The sequence below is a fragment of the Cupriavidus sp. 05N38 genome (assembly GCF_056397345.1).
This window is the reverse complement of sequence record NZ_JBFTNF010000002.1, coordinates 163,885-182,818: the sequence shown is the minus strand read 5'-3', so window position 1 is coordinate 182,818 and position 18,934 is coordinate 163,885. Positions and strand designations below refer to the sequence as shown.

The window sequence follows — 18,934 nt, the reverse complement described above, 5'->3', positions numbered from 1 at the left end:
CGCAGGCGGGGCGCCCGGGCGCGGCGCGCACTCGACAGACCGGACACACACCATGGCAATCAAACTACATTACGACGGCCCCCTGGCCGTCATCACGATCGACCGGCAGGACCGTCTCAATGCGTTGAGCCTGCCGCTGATCGAAGACATCGGCCGCGCGCTCGACCAGGTATCGGCGTCACGGGCGCGCATGCTGGCGCTGGTTGGCGCGGGCGACAAGGCGTTTTCCGCCGGCGCCGACGTGGCGGGCCTGGCCGACCGGGATTTCTGGGCGCAGCGCGACGGCATCGGCATGGGCCAGGAGACGTTCATGCGCCTGGACCGCCTGCGCATACCTTCCGTTGCCGTCCTGCATGGCTATGCACTCGGCGGCGGGCTCGAACTGGCCATGGCGTGCACGTTCCGGGTAGCCACCACCAGCGCACAGATGGGGCTGCCTGAAATCAAGCTTGGCCTGCTACCCGGCTACGGCGGCACGCAGCGGCTGCCGCGGCTGGTTGGCGAATCGCGCGCGCTGGAACTGGTGATGTCGGGACGGATCATCGATGCGCGGGAGGCCAGGGAGATCGGACTGGTCAACGAGCTTGTCGAGGACGGCGACCCCGTCGCGATCGCCCGGAATTTTGCGCAACGCTTTACCGGCTACAGCCAGTGCGCTTCCGTACTGGCAAGGGACGCGGTGCAGCGCGCGCTTTCCGTGCCGCTGCCGCAGGGGCTGCGCATCGAGGCGGACCTCATCGCACAGGCATTCCAGACCAGAGACGCAAGGGAGGGCATGGCCGCCTTCCTGGAAAAGCGCGCGGCTGTCTTCAAGGACTGCTGACCACCCGCCGGCAGGGCGCAGGAACGGCCGCGCCGGCCGGATGCCATGCGCCATATGCGGGTCGAGCCAATAAAGGAGGAGACAAGACATGAAGAAAAAAGCGACGGCCGCCGCTGCCGCCATGGCGCTTCTGGCCTGGTCGGCGGCACATGGCGAGACGCCCGCGCAACCGGTCAGGATCGGCGTGATTGCCGACATGACCGGTGTCTACTCGGCGCTTGGCGGCCGGGGCATGGCGACGGCGGTGAAGATGGCGGTCAAGGACTTCGGCGGCAAGGTGCTGGACAGGCCGATCGAGATCCTCACGGCGGATTCCCAGAACAAGGTCGATGTCACCGCCACCCGGGCGCGGGAATGGTATGACCGCGAGCAGGTCGGCATGATCCTGGAGGGCACGGATTCGGCCTCGGCCATCGCGCTGCAACGGCTGGGGCTGGAGCGCAAGAAGGTGACCATCTTTGTCCAGGCCGCCACCTCGGCGCTTACCGAGTCCGAGTGTTCCCCGTATGGCATCCACTATGTGTACAACACGCAGGCCCTGGCCAACACCGTGGGGCGGGCGATCGTCGACGGCGGGGGAAGCAGCTGGTACTTCATCACCGCAGACTATGCATTCGGCCAGGCACTGGAGAGCGACACGTCCGCGGTGGTGAAGAAGATGGGCGGGGTCACGCTCGGTTCCTCCAGGCATCCGATCGGCGCGCCGGATTTCTCGTCCTTCGTGGTCGCCGCGCAGAGTTCGAAGGCTTCGGTGATCGGATTGGCAAACGCCGGCAAGGACACGCAGAATGCCATTCGCCAGGCCGCGGAGTTCGGCCTTGGCCGCGGCAAGCAGGTGATCGCGCCATTGCTGATCTTCGAGACCGATATTCGCGGCATCGGCCTGAACCTGGCGCAAGGGCTGCAGTTCGCCACCGCCTTCTACTGGGATGCCAACGAGGCCACCAGGGCGTTCTCGAAGCGCTTTTTCGAGGCGCACCAGGCCATGCCGACCATGGTGCAGGCCGGCGCCTATTCGGCGACGATGCATTACCTGAAGGCGATCAAGGAGGCAGGCACCGCCGACAGCGACAAGGTGGTCGAGAAGATGAAGGCAATGCCCGTCAACGACTTCTTTGCCAGCAACGGAACAATCCAGAAGAACGGATTGATGGTGCACGATCTCTATCTGGCCCAGGTCAAGACGCCGGGCGAATCGCGCAACGGCTGGGATCTGCTGAAGATCACCAGGACCATACCGGGGGCATCCGCATTCAGGCCGCAGGCGGAGAGCACGTGCAGGTTCCTGAAGGGCTAGGGGTGCCCGCGCCGGGCAGCCTTGCGCAGGGCCCTTCCGGGAGAGAGGGGAGGTGAGAGGGGGAGGGGAGACGCGCGCGGCGCCGGTCAGGCGCCGCGCGCCGCATCCCGTCACCGCCGGCATGCCGCGTGCGCCGCATTTTTCCGGATTTGCTACTGCGGAAACATTCGTGGACCGCGGAGCGGGTGCCTGCCTAGACTGCATCCCCTGGCATCGCGCCACCGCCGTCAACGCAAACCGACCCCGAGGTAGACCGCTCATGAACCTGCGCACGATTCTCTCCACCCTGCTGGCCGCTTCGGCCGCGCTCGCCATCGGCTCGGCTCCGGCGCTGGCCGCCGACAAGACCATCAAGGTGGGCGTGCGCGGCGGCGTCGACGAAGAAATCTGGGAGGTCGTCACCCAGGTGGCCAGGAAGCAGGGCCTCAACGTACAACCCATCGTCATCACCGGCACCGCCAGCCCCAACGAGGCGCTCAACAACGGCGACCTCGATGCCAACGCTTTCCAGCACAAGCCTTTCCTGCGCGACCAGGTCACGCAGCGCGGCTACAAGATCGTGGCGGTGGCCGATACGCTGATCTCGCCGATCGCTTTCTACTCGAAGAAGTACAAGTCGCTGGAGACGCTGCCGCAGGGTGCGCGCCTCGGCATTCCCAACGATCCCAGCAACCAGACCCGGGCGCTGGTGATCCTGCGCGACCACGGCCTGATCAAGCTGCGCGACGGCTTCGACCCGTTCACCGGTACCGCCACGCTGGCCGACGTGACCGCCAACCCGCGCAAGCTGGACCTGGTCGAAAGCGCGTCGGTGGTGCTGGCGCGCTCGCTGCCCGACGTGGATGCCGCCGCCGTGGTCAATACCTTCGCCTACCAGGCCGGCCTGGTCGCCACGCGCGACGGCATCGCCGTGGAGAAAAAGGAGAACAACCCCTACGTGAACGTGATCGCCGTGCGCGAGCGCGACAAGGCCGCGCCGTGGGTGGCGCCGCTGATCAAGGCCTACCACTCTGAGGAAGTGCGCAAGTTCATCCTGAGCAAGTACCAGGGCTCGGTCATCCCGGCATTCTGACGCCAGCCACAGTTCCTTGATGCCGATGCCGTTCCAGGAGGATCCCGCCGTGCCGCAGGCGTTCCCGCACTCATCCCCGCAATCGTCTCCCGTGCCGCATATCGTGTTCGACCGGCTCGGCAAGCAATATCCCGGCGCGCCGGCCGCGGCGCTCGCGGAGGTGTCCTTCACCGTGGCGCGCGGGGAGATCTTCGGCATTATCGGCCGCAGCGGCGCCGGCAAGTCCACGCTGCTGCGCACCATCAACATGCTGGAGCGGCCGAGCACGGGCCAGGTGCGCGTGGACGGCGTGGATGCGGGCGCGCTCGACGAAGACGGGCTGGTGGCGCTGCGCCGCCGCGTCGGCATGATCTTCCAGCACTTCAACCTGCTGTCGGCCAAGACCGTCTTCGAGAACGTGGCGCTGCCGCTGCGCGTGGCCGGTGTGCCGCGCGCGGAGATCGCGCCGCGCGTGACGGCACTTCTCGAACTCGTTGGCCTGGGCGGCAAGGCGCAGGTTTATCCGGCCACGCTCTCGGGCGGGCAGAAGCAGCGCGTGGGCATTGCGCGCGCGCTGGTGCAGCGCCCGGAGATCCTGCTGTGCGACGAGGCTACCTCTGCGCTCGACCCGGAAACCACGGAATCGATCCTCGCCCTGCTGCGCGACATCAATCGCCAGCTGGGGCTGACGGTGGTGCTGATCACGCACGACATGGCGGTGATCCGCCAGGCCTGCGACCGCGTGCTGGTGCTCGACCACGGCCAGGTGGTGGAGCATGGCACGGTCGAGCAGGTGTTCGCGCAGCCGCAGGCTGCCGCCACGCTGGCGCTGCTGCGCCCGCTGCAGCTCGCCGGCGGCATTGCCCGCGCAGCGCACATGGCGAACCTGGCCATCGAGTCCGCGGCAGCCAATGCGGCCCATGCAAGCAAGCGCGCCAGCGACAACGAGGCAAGCGACCATGTTTCCGCCGTTGGCTGACAAGTATGTGAAAGCGCTGGGCGAGACCCTGCTGATGACCGGCTCTGCCTGCCTGGTAGTGTTCGTGTGCGGCATGGCGCTGGCGATCGTGCTGACGCTCAGTGCGCCGGGCGGACTGCGCCCGCGGCCCCGCCTGCACCGCACGTTGTCGGTGCTGGTCAACACCTTCCGCTCGATACCCTTCATCATCCTGCTGGTGGCGATGCTGCCGGTCACGCGGCTGATCGTGGGCACCACCATGGGCACCTGGGCGGCGGTGGTGCCGCTGAGCGTGCACCTGATTCCGTTCTTCGCCCGCATCGCCCAGGTCAGCCTCAACGAGATCGACCCCGGCCTGATCGAAGCCGCGCGCGCCATGGGCTGCCGCCGCTGGCACATCGTGCGCCACGTGCTGTTGCCCGAAGCGCTGCCGGGCATCGTGGGCGGCGCCACGGTCAGCGTGATTGCCATGATCGGCTCGTCGGCCATGGCCGGCGCGGTCGGTGCCGGTGGCCTCGGCGACCTCGCCATCCGCTATGGCTACGAGCGCTACGAGACCGCGGTGATGTTCAACGTCATTGCCATCCTGATCGCACTGGTGACGCTGGTGCAGTTCGGCGGCGAGCGGCTGGCGCGCCGCTTCGATCACCGCCGCTGACGCCTCAGCGGCCTCAGCGCACGCTCGAGGCGTCCTGCCCGAACAGCACGCTCCTGGAATCCTCGCTGACCACCGGCGCGGTGTTGACGGTATTGGCCAGCGCATAGGCCCGTTCGGTGGCGGGACGCGCGCGCACGCGCGCGAACCAGCGCTGCAGGTGCGGGAAATCGGCGAGGTCCTGCCGTTGCCGTTCGTGCGGCACCACCCATGGGTAGCATGCGATGTCCGCGATCGAATATTCGGTGCCGCAGATGAAATCGCGGCCGTCCGCCATGTGCTTGTTCAGCACGCCATACAGGCGCGCCGTCTCCTTCACGTAGCGCTCGATGGCGTAGGGCAGCTGTTCCGGCGCGTACTGCACGAAGTGATGATTCTGCCCGGCCATCGGACCCAGCCCGCCCATCTGCCAGAACAGCCACTGCAGCGCCATATTGCGCCCGCGCAGGTCCTGCGCGATGAGATGCCCGGTCTTGTCGGCCAGGTACAGCAGGATCGCACCCGACTCGAAGGTCGAGAGCGGTTCCCCGCCATCGGCCGGCGCATGGTCCACGATGGCCGGGATGCGGTTGTTGGGCGAGATCTTCAGGAAGGCTGGCTCGAACTGGTCTCCGCGGCTGATGTTGACCGGCACCACGCGGTAGGGCAGTCCGGCCTCCTCCAGGAACATGGCGATCTTGTGGCCATTGGGCGTGGTCCAGTAGTACAGGTCGATCATGGCGCAGGTCCTTTTCCCGGAGGGAGCGGTGAAGGCCGGTCGATTATAGGAGCGCGCAGCCTTTCCTGCTGGCCGTGCCCGGGGATTCTTGAAGGTTCAAGGATATTGACTGATTCCCCACTATGGGCTGGGGGTGTTCTTCGTGCTGAGCCATATTGCCTGCGGCCTGCGCACGGTGATGCTGGCGCACGGCACGCCGCCGGGGCGCGCCAACCGGGTTTGCCGGATCCTGATCGCGGCGTCGCTGGCCTGGACCGTGGCGATCGTCGCGGGGATGCTCGGCGTGCGGATCTAGCGTCGCGCTACTGGCGGTACGCCTTGTCGCTGCGCTCGAGCTGACGCAGCAGCGCGGCCCAGTGCTTGCGCGTGACCGGGCCGCCGGCATTGGCGATCACCACATCGGCCACCTTGCGGGCCACCGCATCGGGCGCGATCACCAGCGGCGCACCGCCCGACTGCGCGGCCAGCTGCGCCACGCAGGCGCGTTCGAGCATATGCAGTTCCTGGAAGGCCTGGGCGACGGTCGGCGCGCAGGTCAGCAGGCCGTGGTTGCGCAGGATGAAGATGTCCCTGTCGCCGAGATCGGCCACCAGCCGCGCGCGTTCGTCGAGGTCGATGGCGATGCCTTCGTAGTCGTGGTACGCCACCCGTCCGAAGAAGCGCATGGCGTGCTGCGAGATCATCAGCAGCCCGTCGCGCTGCGCGGAGACGCCGATGCCGGCGGCGGTGTGGGTATGCAGCACGCAGCCCACGTCGTGGCGCGCGCCGTGGACGGCGCTGTGGATCGTGTAGCCGGCCGGGTTGATGCCCAGGCCGGTGTCGTCGCGGATGATCTCGCCGTCGATATCGACCTTGACCAGGTTGGATGCGCTGATCTCGTCGAAGGTCAGTCCGTAGGCATTGATCAGGAAGTGCTCGTCGGGGCCGGGCACGCGCGCGGAGAAGTGCGTGTAGATGTGATCGGTCCAGCGGAACTGCGCGGCCAGCCGGTAGGCGGCGGCCAGTTCCACGCGCACCGCCCATTCCTGCGGCGAGACCTCGGCCCGGACCGCGGGGAAATGCAGCGCGGGAAGGGACAGGCCGGGATCCTGCGATGCCAGCGGCGGCTCGGTGACGGCGTTCATGCAGCGCTCCATGATGTGGGGTGGGTGCCGCGACATCATACGGCGCCCGCGCAGCCCTGCCAACGCAGCGAACCACATAAGGAAATGCGCGGCGCGGCATCCCGTAGAATCCTCTCCTGCGCGCGGTGGGCGGCAGGTGCCGGACGCCGCGCCATGCCACGCCGCAGAACAACAAGACAGAAACAGGAGAGCCCCTTGAAGACTACCCGCGCCCTGGTCGCCGCCGCTGTCATGGCAGGCGCCACCCTCGCCCACGCTGCCTATCCCGAGCGGCCCGTCAAGCTGATCGTGCCGTTCCCGCCTGGGCAGGCTACCGACATCTTCGCGCGCGCGCTGGCCGAGAGGCTCGGCAAGCAGCTCGGCCAGCCGGTGGTGGTGGACAACCGCGCCGGCGCCGGCAGCAACCTCGGCATGGAGATCGCCGCGCACGCCGCGCCCGACGGCTACACGCTGGTGATGGCCGGCAGCGCGATGGCAATCAACCAGACCCTGTACAAGAAGCTGGCCTATAACCCGCGCCAGGACTTCCAGCCGATCTCGGGCGTGTTCTCGGTGCCGCTGGTGTTCCTTGCCACGCCGGCTTCCGGCATCGTCTCGCTGCGCGACCTGATCGCCAAGGCGAAGGCTGCGCCGGGCAAGTACAGCTATGCCAGCGCCGGCATCGGCGGCACGCAGCACCTGTCTGCCGAGATGCTCAAGGCGCAGGCCGGCATCTTCATGGTGCACATCCCCTACAAGGGCAGCGGCCCCGCGCAGTCGGACTTCCTCGGCAATCAGATCCCGCTGATGGTGGACTCGGTCACCGCGGCGCTGCCGCTGATCCAGTCGAAGAAGGCCGTGCCGCTGGCGGTGACGGTCGCGCAGCGCACGCCCCAGCTGCCGTCCGTGCCGACCGTGCGCGAAGAAGGCGTGCCCGGCTTCGAGGCGCTTGGCTGGGCCATCCTGATGGCGCCGAAGGGCCTGCCGCCGGCGCTGGTGAGCCAGCTCAACGCGGAGACGGTAAAGGCGCTGCAGTCGCCCGAGCTGCAGAAGTTCATCGTGGACCGCGGCTCGGAGCCGATGCCGATGAGCCCCGAGGAAACCGGCAAATTCGTCGACAGCGAGATCCGCAAGTGGGGGCCGGTGGTCAAGCGCTCGGGCGCGCAGGCAGACTAGCCCCGGGGCTGGCGCTCCGGCTTCACCGGCCTGGCAGGGGCAGGAATTGATGAATCTGCGCGACCACGGCCGCGCCTTCGCCGACCGCCGATGCGACTCGCTTGGTGGAGCCCGAGCGGACGTCTCCGATCGCGAAGACGCCGTCGACGCTGGTCTGGAAAGGGAGCTTGGGCACGGATGCCTGCGCGACGTCGGCGCCGGTCGATACGAAGCCGTTGCCGTCGAGCGCCACGCCGCAACTCTTGAGCCATCGCGTATTCGGCTGTGCGCCAATGAAGACGAACAGATGATGCGTCGTCATGCTTCCCTGGATGCCGCCGGCGCCGCGATAGTGCACGCGTTCAAGACGCGCGCCGCCCTCGAGCGCGGTCAGTTCGATCCGCGTATGAAGCGTCACGTTCGCAAGCGAGCCGATGCGTTCGACGAGGTAGCGTGACATGCTGTCGGCGAGGCGCGATCCGCGAATGAACATGTGCACGTGCTCGGCGTGCGATGCCAGGAATACCACCGCCTGGCCCGCCGAGTTGCCTCCACCGAGCAACAGCACTGGCTCCTTGCGGCATAGTCGGGCCTCGATCGGCGTAGCCCAATAGTAGACGCCACAGCGCTCGAAGCGTTCGAGTCCGTCGACAACCGGGCGCCGGTATTCTGCGCCGCTGGCGATGACGACGGTGCGCGCGGGGATACGGCGGTCGTCGGCAAGCTCGACGACCAGCGGGAGCTGGTCGCAGTACAAGGCCTTCACCTCGCACGGTATGCCGATATGGGCGCCGAACTTCTGTGCCTGGATAAATGCGCGTCCCGCGAGGTCCTGCCCGGTGATGCCGGTGGGGAAGCCCAGATAGTTCTCGATGCGCGCGCTGGTACTGGCCTGGCCCCCGGGGGCGCGACAATCAAACACGGCCACGGACAGGCCATCGGATGCCGCGTAGACGGCCGCCGCCAGTCCCGCCGGGCCGGCGCCGATGATGGCCACATCGTAGACATGCGCCGGATCGAAGTCGGGGATCAGTCCAAGGCAAGACGCGAGCTGCCCCACATCGGGGTTTCGCAGCACGGTGCCGTTCGGGCAGACAACCAGCGGGAAGTCATCGGGCTGCGGCGTCAGGCGCTGCAGCAGCGCAATCGCTTCAGCGTCCTGTTCGGCATTGAGCGTCGTATTCGGAAAGGAGTTGCTGCGCAGGAAATTCTGCAGTTCGAGGAGCCGCGCGTTGCTGGGGGTCCCGACGATGACGACACCGCGTCCGCGTTCGATCGCCAGGACACGCCTCAGGATCAGGGCGCGCATGATCTTCTCGCCAAGATCGGCCTCGCTGATCATCATGGCGCTGAGATCGTCGGGGCGTATCAGCACTGCCTCGACATCTTCGATGACATGCGCGTCAACGACCGCCTGCTTGCTGGAGAGTTGCGTGATATCGGAAGTGAACTCTCCGCGTTGTGTGTAGGTGTGGAGGATCCGCATGTGGGACAAACCGTCGCGCGTGACTATCCGCACCTTTCCGGACAGGACGACGAACACGCCCGGGCAGATGCTTCCGGCGCTGTAGAGCATCTCGCCCCTGGCGTGGTGGCACGGGCTGCCGAAGCGACGCACCCTGTCGACTTCTTCCTCGCCAAGGACGGGAAACATTTGCTGATAGCGCGGATGCTGCCGCACGATCTCGTCGTCGTCGATCGCGCCGTCGTCGATACCGCCCGGATCTGCTGCCGGCTGATGGGTAGCGTCCCCGGCCCCCGGCTCTGCCTCGTTGCTCATCGCCGAATCTCCTCCGGCGGCTGATGGCGCCGCCACTTCTCCGTCCACTTCTCCGTCGACTGCGGTCAGTGACGGACAGCCAGGACTTCCCCCCATGTCAAGGCAAGTCGGCTGCAAGGTACTTCAGCACGCCCCGCGCGCAAGCTGACGGGTCGCAGGGGAATAGCCGGGCACCAGGGTTGGAGGCGCGGTTGCATTGACGAGAGTAATTGACCTGCCGCGGCCAGCCAAGAACTCTTGCATTCGTCCCGGGGCGCGAGCTCGAGAGCCTTCTGGCCAGGGCTTCATCCGGTACCGGTCCGCGGCTAGGGCTTGCTGACGTCGATCACCGCCTGCGCGAATGCCCGTGGCGCTTCCTGCGGCAGGTTGTGGCCGATGCCTCCCGTGAGGTCGCGGTGCTCATATCTGCCGGTGAACTTGCTTGCGTAGGCAGAGGGCGCCGGATGGGGGGCGCCGTTGGCATCACCTTCCATGGTGATCGTGCGCACGCTGATGACGGGGGCCGCCGCGAGCTGCTTCTCGACATCGTCGTATTTCGCCTCGCCTGGTGCAAGACCTTGCCGCCAGCGATAGTTGTGAACAGATATGTCCACGTGATCGGGGTTGTCGAAGGCCACCGCACTGCGCTCGAAGGTGGCGTCGTCGAATTTCCACTTGGGAGACGCCTGCCGCCAGATCAGCCTGGCGAAATCGTGCGTGAACTTCTGATAGCCAGCGCGTCCGCGCTCCGTTGCCAGATAGAACTGGTACCACCACTGGAACTCGGCCTCGGGCGGCAACGGCACCTTGCCCGCCGCCTGGCTGCCAATCAGGTAGCCGCTTACGGATACCAGCCCGTTGCAGCGCTGCGGCCACAGTGCGGCGATGATGCAGGCCGTGCGTGCGCCCCAGTCGAACCCTGCCACGACGGCCTTCTGGATACCAAGCGCATCCATCAGTGCGACGATATCGAGAGCGACGGCCGCCGGCTGGCCGTTGCGCATGGTTTCGCCCGACAAGAAGGTCGTCGAACCATAGCCGCGCAGATACGGGACCACCACGCGATACCCGCGCGATGCCAGCAGAGGCGCGACTTCGACGAAGCTGTGGATATCGTAGGGCCAGCCGTGCAGCAGGACGACCGCTGGCCCATCGGCAGGACCCGCTTCGGCGTAGCCGACGTTGAGCAGCCCGGCGTTGATCTGCCTGATCGACGTAAAGGCCGTCGGGCTAACCGGCGTGGCCCGGGGCCGGGGTGCCGGCTTCGGCTGATTGGTCTGGGCCTGTGCGCGAGGCAGCAGCCCGAGTTGTGCGGCAGCGAGTGCCGAGGCTGCCGTGCCCAGGAAGCCTCGACGAGGCAAATCGATCTTCTCCGTCATTTTCGTCTCCTGGCGCGCTTGATGCGGTCCTGTGGCGGAATCGTTCCATCAGGTGCGCTCTATCCTGGGGTGGAAGCAATTCCGCTGGCAGCATGAGCGCTTGCGTCACACGCCGATACCAGAGCCGACACGACGATGGTTTGCAGTGCGATCAAACCAATGTATGCCGGATGGGAGGTATCGCCAAGATGCCGGCGAGCCAGTGCGTGAACAGGCCGGAAGCCGTCGGGCGCCGCGGGAACAGCGAGAACGAGGGTTGGCGGAAAGAAGGCGGGTGTGGTTGATTGCGCGCGGGTGGGCCGTGGCTGGCATCGCCGATGCCGGGGCACCCGTGGTGCGCAGCGCGTTCGTGAAGATGCGCGGTGGCTGTGCGTTCGGTCAGGAGGCTGGGCAAGGCTGGCCGGCTGTGGCGCCCTTCGGGCCGGACGCCACGCCAGGGCGCGGCGTCCGGCGTGCCCCGCGCAATGCTGCGCGGGGCCGGTGTCCCTGGCTCAGGCGAGCGCGGGATAGTCGAGATAGCCCTCGGCGCCCGGGTGGTAGAACGTCTCCGGCTGCGGCACGTTGAGCGGCGCGTCGATCTGCAGGCGGCGCGGCAGGTCCGGGTTGGCGATGAACAGCTGGCCGAAGGCCACCGCATCGGCTTCGCCGGCTTCCAGCACGTGCCCGGCCGTGGCCTTGGTCATCCTCTCGTTGGCGATATAGACGCCGCCGAAGGCTTGCTTCAGTGCCGGGCCCAGGCGGTTGTCGCCGAGCGCTTCGCGCGCGCAGATGAACGCGATCTTGCGCTTGCCGAGTTCGCGCGCCACATAGCCGAAGGTGGCGGCGGGGTCGGAATCGCCCATGGTGTGGGCATCGCCGCGCGGTGCCAGGTGCACGCCCACGCGCGATGCGCCCCATACGGCGATGCAGGCGTCGGTCACTTCCAGCAGCAGGCGGGCGCGGTTCTCGATGGAGCCACCGTAGGCGTCGGTGCGCTGGTTGGTGCTGTCCTGCAGGAACTGGTCGAGCAGGTAGCCGTTGGCGCCGTGCACTTCCACGCCGTCGAAGCCGGCGGCCTTGGCGTTTTCGGCGCCGTGGCGATAGGCGGCGACGATGCCGGGGATCTCATCGGTTTCCAGCGCGCGCGGGGTGACATAGGGGCGCTTGGGGCGGACCAGGCTGACGTTGCCGCCAGCCGCGATGGCGCTGGGCGCCACCGGCAGGTCGCCGTCGAGGAAGACCGGGTCGGAAATGCGGCCTACGTGCCAGAGCTGCAGGAAGATGCGGCCGCCCGCGGCGTGCACGGCATCGGTGACCACCTTCCAGCCGGCGACCTGTTCGTCGGACCAGATGCCCGGGGTGTCGGCGTAGCCCACGCCTTGCGGGGTGACGGCGGTAGCCTCGCTGAGGATCAGGCCCGCCGAGGCGCGCTGCACGTAGTACTCGGCCATCATTGCGTTGGGCACGCGGCCGCCGCCCACTGCGCGCGAACGCGTCAGCGGCGCCATGATGACGCGGTTGGGAAGATCGAGGTCGCCGATGCGGATGGGATCGAAGAGTGTGGTCATGTACGTGTTTCGGGTCGAGGTGAGAAGTGCACCGTGGTGCGGGTTCCGGCGTTCGCGCCGTTTGTCGGTCAGGCGGCGCTTGCGCGCCGCCAGGGGTCAGAGATCGCTATGCATCTGGTCGAGGAAGGCCTGGATGGTCTGCTCGTTGCGCTTGAAGAAAATCCACTGGCCGACCCGCTTCGATGTCACCAGCCCGGCGCGTTGCAGCGTGGCGAGGTGGGCCGACACGGTGGACTGCGACAGCCCGGTGCGCGCGTCGATCAGGCCGGCGCAGACGCCGATGTCAAGCGGGTGGTCCTGCATGGCGAAGTGCTCCTCGGGGGACTTCAGCCAGGCGAGGATATTGCGCCGCAGCGGATTGGCCAGGGCCTTGTGAATGGCGTCGATGTCGATGGCGTCGGTGTCCATGGGCGGGTCTGCATGCGGGCGGAGTGGGACTTGTTTCGTCTTTCTACGAAACATATATCCGCTTCTCACAAAATTAAGATCGCAACTATACGATATACATGGAAGGTTTGCTGGGCAGCCTTTGGCAGCACATTTACGATGCAGCGTGATGTGCGGCTTTCATCGCGTGGTTGCTTTAAAAAACCATAGTGACTAAACTCCATCTGGTTTTCTAATGCAACCAGAAAGACCGGATGGAGCCGCAGATGACCGTGAATGCCGCCACCGCCGCCACCGCCGCCACCACGCCCGACGCGTGCGCAGCGCCCCCCGATGCCTCGGTGCCGGCCCGCATGCCGCCCGCGCTGGTCTGGCTGTTCGCGCTGGCCTGCGGGCTGAGCGTGGCCAATGTCTACTACGCACAACCGCTGCTGGACGCCATGGCGCGCGAGTTCGGCTTTGCCGAAGGCGCGGTGGGCATGGTGGTGACCGTCACCCAGGCCGGCTGCGCGCTGGCGCTGCTGTTGCTGGTGCCGGTGGGCGACCTGGTGGACCGGCGCCGGCTGATCCTGCTGCAATCGCTGCTGCTGGCGCTGGCGCTGACACTGGTCAGTCTTGCCGCGACGCGCACCGCGCTGCTGGCCGGCATGCTCGCCGTGGGTTTGCTGGGCACGGCCATGACGCAGGGGCTGATCGCGTTTGCCGCCACCCTGGCCGCGCCGGCCGAGCGCGGGCGCGTGGTGGGCGCGGCGCAGGGCGGCGTGGTGACCGGCTTGCTGGCTGCGCGCGCCATGGCGGGCGCGCTGGCCGACCTGGGCGGCTGGCGCGCGGTGTACGCGGTATCGGGCCTGCTGGCGCTGCTGCTGCTGGCGGTGCTGGCACGCCGCCTGCCACGGCAGGCGGTGGCGCCGCTGCGCATGAGCTATGCGGGGCTGCTCGCCTCGATGTTCGCGCTGCTCAAGAGCGAGCGCACGCTGCAGATCCGCGGCGTGCTGGCGATGCTGATGTTCGCCGCCTTCAGCGTGTTCTGGACCGCGCTGGTGCTGCCGCTGAGCGCGCCGCCGCATGCCATGTCGCACACCGCCATCGGCGCCTTCGGCCTGGTGGGCGCGGCGGGCGCGCTGGCGGCCGCGCGCGCCGGCCGGCTGGCCGACCGCGGGCTGGGCCAGCGCACCACCGGCGTGGCGCTGGTGCTGCTGCTGGCATGCTGGCTGCCGCTGGCCTTCGCGCCGCGGTCGCTGTGGCTGCTGGTGGCCGGCGTGATCGTGCTCGACCTGGCCGGGCAGGCCATCCATGTCACCAACCAGAGCCTGGTGTTCCGCGCGCGGCCCGAGGCCCATGGCCGCCTGGTGGGCTGCTATATGCTCTTCTATGCGCTGGGCAGCGGCGCTGGCGCGATCGCCTCGACCCACGCCTACGCACACGCCGGGTGGAGCGGCGTGTGCATGCTGGGCGCGGGCATCAGCGCGGCGGCGCTGGCGTTCTGGCTGCTGACGCTGGCGGCCATGCCGCCCGAAGCCGGCAGGCCCTGACGCAAGCCGGGTGGCGCGCGGGTTGGCGCGGCAATTGGCGGCCGGTGCTTTCGTTTTCCTTGCGGATGCCGGCGCGTTGCCGGCGCGTTGCCGGCATGACTTCGGGTAAATCGCGTATCGGCTGCGTCAACCAAAGTACGCCTCCTTGCGTAAGAGCGGTGTCACCCATGCCCTCGTGCGAGACGAGACAGGACCGCCATGCCCTTTCGCTTTCCACGCCTGACGACAGCCTGGTTCCTGGGCGCGGCCGCCGCGCTGCTGGGCGCCTGCGCGCAAGTCGGCATGCCTGACGGCGGCACCCCCGGCGCCGCGCTCGGGCCCGCCGACCTGCACTGGCTCAACAGCGTCACTTTCGGCGCCGACCAGGCCGGCATCGACCGCTTGCGCAAGCTCGGCCGCGAGCGCTATCTCGACGAACAGCTCAAGGCGCCCGCCGCCGACAGCGGCGAACTCGCCGCCACCATCGGCGCGCTGGGCATTTCCCAGCAAAGCGGCGAGCAGCGCCTGCGCAGCGTGCGTGCCGAGCAGCAGCGCATCAACACGCTCACCGACGAAGACGACAAGCAAAAGGCGCGCGACGCGCTCAACCGCACCGGCAACGAGGTGGTGCTCGACACCGGGCGCCGCCACCTGCTGCGCGCGCTGTACTCGCCGGCGCAATTGCGCGAGCAGATGACGTGGTTCTGGATGAATCACTTCAGCGTGTACTCGGGCAAGGGCGCGGTGCGCTGGGTGCTGGCAGACTACGAGGACAAGGCCATCCGAGCGCGTGCGCTCGGCAGGTTCCGCGACCTGCTGATGGCCACCGTGACCGCGCCGGCCATGCTGGAGTACCTGGACAACGCGCAGAGCGCCGCCGGCCGCATCAACGAGAACTACGCGCGCGAACTGATGGAGCTGCATACGCTGGGCGTGTCCGGCGGGGCCAGCGGTTCGCGCTACACGCAGCAGGACGTGCAGGAACTGGCGCGCGTGCTGACCGGGCTCGGCATCAATGCCACCGGCCAGCCGCCCGGGCTGGCGCCGCAGAGGCAGGCGCAATACCTTGCCGACGGCGTGTTCGAGTTCAATCCCGGCCGGCATGACTTCGGCGCCAAGACCCTGCTCGGCCATCGCATCGAGCCCTCCGGCTTCCACGAGGTGGAGCAGGCCGTGGATATCCTCAGCCGCGAGCCGGCCACGGCGCGCTTCGTCTGCGCCAAGATCGCCGCGCATTTCGTCGGCGACACGCCGGCGCCGGCGCTGGTCGAGCGCATGGCGGCCACCTTCGCGCAACGCGACGGCGATATCGCCGCCGTGCTGCGCACGCTGTTCCTGTCGCCCGAGTTCAACGCCGCGCTGGCGTCCGGCCCGCGCAAGTTCAAGGACCCGATGCAGTTCGTGGCGTCGTCGCTGCGGCTGGCCTACGATGGCCGCATGGTGGCGAACCTGCGCCCGGCCGTCGGCTGGCTCAACCAGCTTGGCGAGCCGCTCTACGGCCGCGTCACGCCGGACGGTTTTCCCGCCGCGCAGGGCGCCTGGGCCAGCTCGGGGCAGATGATCAAGCGCTTCGAGATCGCGCGCGCGATCGGATCCGGCCAGGCCGGCCTGTTCTCGAAGGACGACGGCAAGCCCGCCGGGCGCACCGGTTTCCCCCAACTGGGCAACCGCATCTACTACGACAGCATCGAAGCCACGCTCGGCTCCGCCACGCGCACGGCCATGACGCAGGCGGCGTCGCAGGCGGAATGGAACACCATCCTGCTGTCATCGCCCGAATGGATGCAGCCGTGATATCCGCGAGTGCCTGAACAAGGAGCGTCCCATGCAACGACGTGAATGGCTCAAGCGTGCCGGCATGGCCGGCCTCGCCACGCTGGCCCCCGGCATCGCCTCGCGCGCCTACGCGCTGCCGCAGCAGGCCGAGGCGCGCTTCCTGCTGGTGTTCCTGCGCGGCGGCTACGATGCCACCAATGTGCTGGTGCCGGCCGGCAGCGATTTCTACTATGCCGCGCGGCCCGGCATCGCCATCGCCCGCCCGCCCGGGCAAGGCATGCCGGCCGATCCGCGTGCGGCCTTGTCGCTGGCGGCGGCCTTCGACGGCGGCGGCAGGGGCATCGACACCTGGGCGCTGCATCCCGCGCTCAGGGACAGCATGCTGCCGCTGTGGCAGAGCCAGCAGCTTGCCTTCGTGCCGTTCGCCGGCACCGATGATCTCTCGCGCAGCCACTTCGAAACGCAGGATGGCATGGAGGCGGGCCTGCCGCAGCCCGGCGGCAAGGGCGTGCGTATCGACGCATCGCTGCGCGGCACGGGCTTCCTCAACCGGCTGGCCGTGGCCATGGGCGGGCGCGCCGCGCCGGTGGCTTTCACCGATGGCTTGCCGGTGGTGCTCGGCGGCTCGCTCGGCGTGCCCAATGTCTCGCTCAAAGGCACCGGACGCACGCCCTTCGATGAACGCCAGGCGCGCGTGCTGGCGCAGATGTACCGCGGCACGCGTTTCGAGTCGCTGATCGACGAGGGTTTCGAGCTGCGCCAGACCGTGGCGCAGGAGGCCGAGGCCATGCAGCACCGCGACAGCATGCAGAGCGCCGGCATGGCGGCGCAGGGCGACGCCGACCCAGCCACGGCCGGGCGCATGCAGGAGATGCAGGCCGCCAGCCGCCGCGCGCTCAGCGCCAGGGGCTTCGAGCTGGAAGCGCGCCGCATGGCAGGCCTGATGCGCGAGCGCTTCAACCTGGGCTTCATCGATGTGGGCGGCTGGGATACGCACGTCAACCAGGGCGGCGCGCAAGGGCAGATGGCCAGCCTGCTCGACAACCTCGGACGCGGCATTGCCGGTTTTGCCGGGGAGATGGGCCCGGCATGGAGCAAGACCACGCTGGTGGTGGTATCCGAGTTCGGCCGCACCTTTCGCGAGAACGGCACGCGTGGCACCGACCATGGCCACGGCACGGTGTACTGGGTGGCCGGCGGCACGGTGCGCGGCGGGCGCATTGCGGGCGAGCAGGTGGCGGTGGAGCAGCGCACGCTGAACCAGAACCGGGACTGGCCGGTGCTCAACGAATACCGCGCGGTGCTCGGCGGCATCTTCAGGCGTCTCTACGGGCTGGACGATGCGCGCCTGGCGCAGGTGTTTCCCGGCACGCGCGCGCTGGACATCGGGCTGGTCTAGCGATTGCGGGAGCCGGGGCCCGATCCCCCGCGAACGCGAATCGCCCCCCGGTTCGCACCGCTTGGCCGATCTGGACGCGCTGCGCCGCCGGTACGAGCGGATGTCAGTCGCCTGGCGCCGCCAGTTCCGCCCGCAGCTTTTCCATCTCCCGCGTCACCTCTGCGGTAAATGCCGGACCGTCCCACGCGCGGTAGTTCTGCTGCGCGTAGGCCAGCGCGTTCTTGTAGTACAGGAAGGCGTTGAGGCGGTTGCGCACGTAGTTGTTCTGCGTGCGCGTGACCTTGCCGGGGCTGCCCATCACGATGGAGTTGGGCGGGATCACGGTGCCTTCCTTGAGGAAGGCATGGCCGGCGACGATGCTGTTGTCCCCGATCACGCAGCCGTCCATGATGGTCGCGTTGATGCCGATCAGGCAGTTGTCGCCGATCGTGCAGCCGTGGATGGTGCAGTGATGGGTGATGGAGCAATGGCTGCCGATGATGGTCGGCGTACGGTCGCCGACATGCAGCATGGCGAAGTCCTGGATGTTGGTGTACGCGCCGATCACGATTTCCGTGTGCTCGGCGCGCGCGGCCGCGTTGATCCAGATCGAGGCGTTCTCATGCACCGTGATCTTGCCGTAGAGGTAGGCCGATTCGTGCACGTAAGCGCTCGGGTGCAGGCTCACGTCCGGTCCGATCACTGCCATCGCTGTCTCCTTGGGGTTATGGTTGGCATCGGCCGATTGTAAGCGCCCCGCCTGGCCGCGCGGGCAGCCTTCATCTCGCCCCGCGCAGCGCCTATGCTGGGCGCAGGTCACCGCGATTTCCGGAGCCCGCCATGCCTGAGCCGCTCTTGCCTGCCGCCGCCAATGCCGTGTCGGTCGTGTTCGCCTGCGCCGTGCTTGCGGCCGCGCCTGCCGGCGCCGCCGACGCCAGCGCCGCTGCCGGCCGCTATCAGAACCGCGACAACGATCCGTTCTTCCAGGTCTCCGCGAAGATCGCCAATTGCCCCGAGCCGCTGGGCCCGCGCGTGGACGAGGCCGAATGGCTGCGCGATTCGCACCACCGCATCGAGCACGGCAACCACTGCTGGCTGGAGGGGCGCTGCCGCCTGCCCAGTGCCTACCAGTACGACCGGGAGATTGCCGAAGGCGCGCGGCGGCGCCTGCAGGCGATATCGACCGCCATGCCGGGCTGGCGGGATTCGACGCTGTGGTTCACGGTGCGGCAGCGCTGGCTGCTGGTGCAGGGCTGCGTGGGACGCGGGTTCGCGCGCGAGGACTTCTTCAAGGCGCTGCGCGAGGTGGCTGACGTGGAACGCGTGATCGACCAGACCACGGCGGACCCGGCGCGCGGGGTGCCGTATCCCGTTTTCGGCGGGCCCTAGTTGTGCGGCCCGCGCAGCAGTGCTACCTTGCGTGCAGACCGGCGGCAG

The 18,934-nt window shown here is 68.1% G+C and carries 18 protein-coding genes; 11 read left to right on the top strand and 7 right to left on the bottom strand.

What is annotated here, in order from left to right; genetic code table 11:
- The first annotated feature begins 52 nt into the window (after window positions 1-52).
- The 5 genes from AC1DK4_RS01805 to AC1DK4_RS01785 all read left to right on the top strand — a co-directional run bounded on the left by AC1DK4_RS01805 (window position 53) and on the right by AC1DK4_RS01785 (window position 4,787).
- Complete coding sequence (locus AC1DK4_RS01805) at window positions 53-823, top strand: enoyl-CoA hydratase/isomerase family protein (RefSeq protein ID WP_441612078.1); 771 nt, start codon at window positions 53-55, stop codon at window positions 821-823.
- Window positions 824-911: 88 nt separating this feature from the next.
- Complete coding sequence (locus AC1DK4_RS01800; protein ID WP_441612079.1) at window positions 912-2,120, top strand: ABC transporter substrate-binding protein; 1,209 nt, start codon at window positions 912-914, stop codon at window positions 2,118-2,120.
- 259 nt (window positions 2,121-2,379) lie between these two features.
- On the top strand, window positions 2,380-3,192 hold the full coding sequence (locus AC1DK4_RS01795; protein ID WP_441612080.1) for a MetQ/NlpA family ABC transporter substrate-binding protein: 813 nt from the start codon (window positions 2,380-2,382) through the stop codon (window positions 3,190-3,192).
- 25 nt (window positions 3,193-3,217) lie between these two features.
- Complete coding sequence (locus AC1DK4_RS01790) at window positions 3,218-4,150, top strand: methionine ABC transporter ATP-binding protein (RefSeq protein WP_441612276.1); 933 nt, start codon at window positions 3,218-3,220, stop codon at window positions 4,148-4,150.
- Window positions 4,131-4,787 (top strand): methionine ABC transporter permease, encoded by a 657-nt coding sequence (locus tag AC1DK4_RS01785; protein ID WP_441612081.1) that lies wholly within the window; start codon window positions 4,131-4,133, stop codon window positions 4,785-4,787. The genes AC1DK4_RS01790 and AC1DK4_RS01785 overlap by 20 nt, the downstream gene beginning before the upstream one ends.
- A 13-nt stretch (window positions 4,788-4,800) precedes the next feature.
- Here the strand turns inward: AC1DK4_RS01785 and AC1DK4_RS01780 are convergent, their stop codons facing one another.
- On the bottom strand, window positions 4,801-5,502 hold the full coding sequence (locus AC1DK4_RS01780; RefSeq protein ID WP_441612082.1) for a glutathione binding-like protein: 702 nt from the start codon (window positions 5,500-5,502) through the stop codon (window positions 4,801-4,803).
- 133 nt (window positions 5,503-5,635) lie between these two features.
- Here AC1DK4_RS01780 and AC1DK4_RS01775 point away from each other — a divergent pair, with 133 nt between their 5' ends.
- Window positions 5,636-5,797 carry a hypothetical protein gene (locus tag AC1DK4_RS01775; protein WP_441612083.1) on the top strand — a complete coding sequence of 54 codons (162 nt, stop codon included), beginning with the start codon at window positions 5,636-5,638 and terminating at the stop codon, window positions 5,795-5,797.
- Between the two features lie 7 nt (window positions 5,798-5,804).
- On the opposite strand, the gene AC1DK4_RS01770 is transcribed toward AC1DK4_RS01775, so the two are convergent.
- Window positions 5,805-6,626, bottom strand: coding sequence for a class II aldolase/adducin family protein (locus AC1DK4_RS01770; RefSeq protein WP_441612084.1), 822 nt, complete (start codon window positions 6,624-6,626; stop codon window positions 5,805-5,807).
- Between the two features lie 231 nt (window positions 6,627-6,857).
- Between AC1DK4_RS01770 and AC1DK4_RS01765 the strand changes: the two genes are divergently transcribed.
- Window positions 6,858-7,781 carry a Bug family tripartite tricarboxylate transporter substrate binding protein gene (locus AC1DK4_RS01765; RefSeq protein ID WP_441612277.1) on the top strand — a complete coding sequence of 308 codons (924 nt, stop codon included), beginning with the start codon at window positions 6,858-6,860 and terminating at the stop codon, window positions 7,779-7,781.
- Between the two features lie 22 nt (window positions 7,782-7,803).
- Here the strand turns inward: AC1DK4_RS01765 and AC1DK4_RS01760 are convergent, their stop codons facing one another.
- The 4 genes from AC1DK4_RS01760 to AC1DK4_RS01745 all read right to left on the bottom strand — a co-directional run bounded on the left by AC1DK4_RS01760 (window position 7,804) and on the right by AC1DK4_RS01745 (window position 12,853).
- Complete coding sequence (locus AC1DK4_RS01760; protein ID WP_441612085.1) at window positions 7,804-9,540, bottom strand: FAD-dependent oxidoreductase; 1,737 nt, start codon at window positions 9,538-9,540, stop codon at window positions 7,804-7,806.
- 305 nt (window positions 9,541-9,845) lie between these two features.
- Window positions 9,846-10,898: an alpha/beta fold hydrolase gene (locus tag AC1DK4_RS01755; protein ID WP_441612086.1), complete on the bottom strand. Its 1,053-nt coding sequence runs from the start codon at window positions 10,896-10,898 to the stop codon at window positions 9,846-9,848.
- 491 nt (window positions 10,899-11,389) lie between these two features.
- Entirely contained in the window at window positions 11,390-12,445 is a 1,056-nt protein-coding gene (locus tag AC1DK4_RS01750) for an alkene reductase (protein ID WP_441612087.1), read from the bottom strand.
- A gap of 96 nt (window positions 12,446-12,541) precedes the next feature.
- On the bottom strand, window positions 12,542-12,853 hold the full coding sequence (locus AC1DK4_RS01745; protein WP_441612088.1) for an ArsR/SmtB family transcription factor: 312 nt from the start codon (window positions 12,851-12,853) through the stop codon (window positions 12,542-12,544).
- A gap of 245 nt (window positions 12,854-13,098) precedes the next feature.
- Here AC1DK4_RS01745 and AC1DK4_RS01740 point away from each other — a divergent pair, with 245 nt between their 5' ends.
- The 3 genes from AC1DK4_RS01740 (at window position 13,099) to AC1DK4_RS01730 (ending at window position 17,518) form a co-directional block, all read left to right on the top strand.
- The gene (locus AC1DK4_RS01740) at window positions 13,099-14,364 is read left to right on the top strand and encodes an MFS transporter (RefSeq protein ID WP_441612089.1); all 1,266 of its coding nucleotides are present in this window, start codon (window positions 13,099-13,101) and stop codon (window positions 14,362-14,364) included.
- A gap of 198 nt (window positions 14,365-14,562) precedes the next feature.
- Window positions 14,563-16,137, top strand: coding sequence for a DUF1800 domain-containing protein (locus tag AC1DK4_RS01735; protein ID WP_441612090.1), 1,575 nt, complete (start codon window positions 14,563-14,565; stop codon window positions 16,135-16,137).
- Between the two features lie 31 nt (window positions 16,138-16,168).
- Window positions 16,169-17,518 (top strand): DUF1501 domain-containing protein, encoded by a 1,350-nt coding sequence (locus tag AC1DK4_RS01730; protein WP_441612091.1) that lies wholly within the window; start codon window positions 16,169-16,171, stop codon window positions 17,516-17,518.
- A 103-nt stretch (window positions 17,519-17,621) separates the two neighbouring features.
- Here AC1DK4_RS01730 and AC1DK4_RS01725 read toward each other — a convergent pair whose 3' ends face one another.
- A complete protein-coding gene (locus AC1DK4_RS01725; protein ID WP_441612092.1) occupies window positions 17,622-18,206 on the bottom strand; it encodes a gamma carbonic anhydrase family protein in 585 nt (194 codons plus the stop codon).
- Between the two features lie 131 nt (window positions 18,207-18,337).
- On the opposite strand from AC1DK4_RS01725, the gene AC1DK4_RS01720 reads away from it, so the two are divergent.
- Window positions 18,338-18,886 (top strand): BON domain-containing protein, encoded by a 549-nt coding sequence (locus AC1DK4_RS01720; protein WP_441612093.1) that lies wholly within the window; start codon window positions 18,338-18,340, stop codon window positions 18,884-18,886.
- Window positions 18,887-18,934: the final 48 nt, after the last annotated feature.